This window comes from uncultured Campylobacter sp. (assembly GCF_938018145.1).
GTDB lineage: Bacteria > Campylobacterota > Campylobacteria > Campylobacterales > Campylobacteraceae > Campylobacter_A.
Genome location: NZ_CALIII010000068.1, coordinates 1 through 3,368, shown reverse-complemented (window position 1 = coordinate 3,368; position 3,368 = coordinate 1). Strand labels below are relative to the sequence as shown.

Sequence of the window (3,368 nt, the reverse complement as noted above, 5' to 3'; positions counted from 1 at the left end):
AGCGCCGAATACGATATGTGGTACTGCTCGGCCTATGTTAGCTCCATAGCCTATCAGATCGAGGAGAACTACGCGGGCGTAGCGGCAAAAGCGATGATGCAGGTAAGCGACGCCGAGAGTAATATCGTGAAAAAAATCCAAAGCCTAATGGGTATCGTTAGCGTGATCGCACTGGCGGTCTCCTCTATCGGCATTACATCGCTGATGACTAGCGAAATTTACAGACGTAAAAAAGAGATCGGCCTTCTAAAGGCCATAGGCGCTAGCAACTTTGAAATTTACGCCCTTTTTGCGAGCGAAAGCCTAGTCGTGGCGTTTTTTGCGGGCATTTTGGGAGCGTTTTTGGGCTACGCGCTTAGCTACGCGATAGCTTACAGTATCTTTGGCTACGGCATCGGCATCGCGTGGATCGTGCTTCCGCTTAGTATCGCTTTTGCGCTTCTTATCTCGATCGCGGGCTCGCTCGTGCCGATGAGAAGCGTCGTCAAACTCTTGCCTGCGGAGGTGCTATATGATCGCAAATAAGGGCTTTTTTTATAACGTTATCTTTAAAAGCCTGCGCTTTGGTGCGGCTAGAGTGGGCGTCATCATCGTCTCTATCTTGCTTGGCGCGTGCGTGACGGCGGCGTTTGTAAACGTATATCTGGATATCGACTCAAAAGTAACGAAGGAACTAAAAAGCTACGGCGCAAACGTGGTTTTCGCTCCCGCAGACCCGGTTAGCGACGCGGTAAACGAGGCTAAATTTAACGAAAAGATCGCCAAAATCCCAAGCGACAAGCTAATCGGGCAGAGCGGATATCTTTTCACGCAGGTAAACATAGGCCCAACGACCGCGATCGCTATGGGCGTCAAATTTAGCGATCTAACGCGGGTTAAGCCGTTTTTGGAGGTCAAAGAGGGGCAGGGCATAACGCTTGATTTTGACGAGAGAAACGCGCTAATCGGCACCGATCTAGCCAAACAAAGCGGATTTAAGGTCGGCGACACGATCGAAGTAAGGCAAATCGGCGCGAATGCGGGCGAAAAAGTAAAGATCCGCGGCATCGTGCAAGACGGCGACAAAGAGGACTCGCTACTCATCATCTCGCTGCCTCTAGCGCAAAAGATAGCAAACGAGCCAAACACGCTAAACTACGCCGAGGCCGTAGTGACGGGCAAATTTGACTACATCAGCGAGCTTGGCAAGAGCCTTAGCGACGAGCAAATTTCGGTTAAGCCCGTGGCTAAAATTTCAAAATCAGAGGGACTTATCTTGGATAAGATTAAGCTTTTGATGGCGCTTGTTAGCTTTGTTATCTTGCTCATCACTTCAATGTGCGTAAACACGACGCTAAGCGCGATTTTGTTTTCGCGCTCAAAGGAGATCGCGCTGCTTAGAGCGCTGGGCGCTAGCAAGAAAAACGTGCTAAATTTGTTCGGCGTCGAGACCTTCGTCACGGCGTTTGCGGCGGCTTTGGCGGGTGCTATTTTGGGCTACGGTTTGGCGCAAATTTTAGGTTACGCGATTTTTGATTCGAGCATCGATTTTAGATTTATGAGCATACCGATAGCGATGGTTATCTCGCTCGTTTTTGCAGGCGTGGCCTCGATCTATCCGATCAAACGGGCGCTGGAAAACAAGATGGCCGATATTTTAAGAGGAGAATGATATGCAATACGCGATAAGATTAAACGGGATAGAAAAAAGATTTGGCGAAGTAAGGGCGCTAGAGGGCATCACATTTGACGTAAACGCCGGCGAGTGGATTAGCATAATGGGCCCAAGCGGTAGCGGTAAAAGTACGCTGGTAAATATCCTCTCGCTGATGGACGTGCCAACCGCAGGCACGTACACGCTAGGCGGAGACGACGCTAGCAGGCTTAGCGACGAGGAGACGCTCAAATTTCGCCGCGAAAAGATCGGGCTGATATTTCAGCAGTTTCACCTCATCCCCTACCTAAACTGCGTCGAAAACGTGATGATAGCGCAGTACTATCACAGCAGCGTGGACGAAGAGGACGCTAAAAAGGCGCTCGAGCGCGTTGGACTGGGACATAGGCTAGATCACCGTCCGAGTCAGCTTAGCGGCGGCGAGCAGCAGCGTCTGTGCATCGCGCGCGCCCTGATCAACGATCCTGATATCTTGATAGCCGACGAGCCGACGGGCAACCTCGACGAAGCAAACGAACGCGTAGTTTTGGAGCTATTTCAAAAGCTACGAAGCGAGGGTAAAACCATCCTGCTCATCACGCACAACCCAGATCTTGGGCAGTTTGGCGACAAGATCGTCTATCTAAGGCACGGCAAGATGGAAAATATCCACTACGTGAGCGACGGCGAGCGCGCGGAGGCATGCGAGAGGCTAGCAAGCGAGCCAAAGGGTCAAAGCGCCTTTGCGACGGTTTAAATTTGGGAGAATTATGATAAAAAAATATATATTATTAGTCTTTGCGGCGGCGATGATAGCGGGCTGTGGAAATAGTGGCTTTGACAAACACCACATCAGCCTAAACTCGCCAAAGGGCGTAGATACGCACTATTTTCCCGAGGGTAGGCGACTTAAAACGGACGGCAAGCCCTATATGCTCTTTTTCTTCGGCACTTCTTGCGGCGCCTGCGTAGCGCAAGCTCCGATCGTAAATGAAATTTACTCCGAATTTAAGGACAAATTCGGCGTTTACGGGATATTTGGACCGAGTCTTGGATTTGATAAAGATATCGACATGGTTAGGCAGCACCATATCGACTACGACGTGATTAGCGATAAAGTTTCGGTCGATTATTTCAGCAAAGCAGTCGGCGGTGTGATGGGCGTGCCTGCGATCTTCGTCTTTGACGGCGAGGGCAATCTCAAAAAGCGCTTCATCGGACTCACTCCAAAAGCCACTCTTGAAAACGAGATCAAGCTGGTATTATAAATTTACTCAAACGTAAAGATTTAGTAGTAAAATACGCTTAAATTTGATCCTAAATTTGACCCGTCCGCGTTAAATTTGCGGCGGTCAAATTTGAGCGAGGAGACGCGAAATGAAACTAAAAATTTTCTCTATTTTGCTATTTGCGATTTTTTTCGTAGGCTGCGGCGAGCCCCGCACGCCCGAGCTTTACGCTAGAAGCACGATGCCGATTTTCATCACAAACGGCGACGTGAAAAAAGCCTCTCGCAGCGTCTACGTTTACTTTAAAAACTCCTCGGGCTACGCAAACACCCTAGAAAACACCGTGCGAAACAAGCTACTGCAAAACGGCTTTACGCAAAGCATGGATCAAAAGAGCGCAGACGTCGTGATAATGGGCGATTTTGCGAGCTTGCAGCGCCTTGAGCGACGCGAACGTCCGCGCGCGTACATGAATATGGGTTACGGTTGGGGCGGCTACGGATACA

Annotated in this window: 4 protein-coding genes and 1 pseudogene; all 5 read left to right on the top strand. The window is 49.8% G+C overall.

Annotated elements, in window-relative coordinates; genetic code table 11:
* On the top strand, window positions 1–525 hold a 525-nt coding region (locus tag Q0338_RS01575; RefSeq protein ID WP_298085227.1), incomplete at its 5' end, for an FtsX-like permease family protein.
* Window positions 512–1,651, top strand: coding sequence for an FtsX-like permease family protein (locus Q0338_RS01570; RefSeq protein ID WP_298085226.1), 1,140 nt, complete (start codon window positions 512–514; stop codon window positions 1,649–1,651). The genes Q0338_RS01575 and Q0338_RS01570, both read left to right, overlap by 14 nt.
* Window position 1,652: 1 nt before the next feature.
* Window positions 1,653–2,390, top strand: coding sequence for an ABC transporter ATP-binding protein (locus tag Q0338_RS01565; RefSeq protein WP_298085225.1), 738 nt, complete (start codon window positions 1,653–1,655; stop codon window positions 2,388–2,390).
* 13 nt (window positions 2,391–2,403) lie between these two features.
* Complete coding sequence (locus Q0338_RS01560; RefSeq protein WP_002950333.1) at window positions 2,404–2,901, top strand: TlpA disulfide reductase family protein; 498 nt, start codon at window positions 2,404–2,406, stop codon at window positions 2,899–2,901.
* A 109-nt stretch (window positions 2,902–3,010) separates the two neighbouring features.
* Window positions 3,011–3,368 (top strand): annotated as a pseudogene (locus Q0338_RS01555) (complement resistance protein TraT); the annotation flags it as partial.

Bases quoted from the DNA above. Each gene is read 5' to 3' on its own strand.
- Q0338_RS01560 (WP_002950333.1), top strand. From the start codon at position 2,404: ATGATAAAAAAATATATATTATTAGTCTTTGCGGCGGCGATGATAGCG.
- Q0338_RS01565 (WP_298085225.1), top strand. From the start codon at position 1,653: ATGCAATACGCGATAAGATTAAACGGGATAGAAAAAAGATTTGGCGAA.
- Q0338_RS01570 (WP_298085226.1), top strand. From the start codon at position 512: ATGATCGCAAATAAGGGCTTTTTTTATAACGTTATCTTTAAAAGCCTG.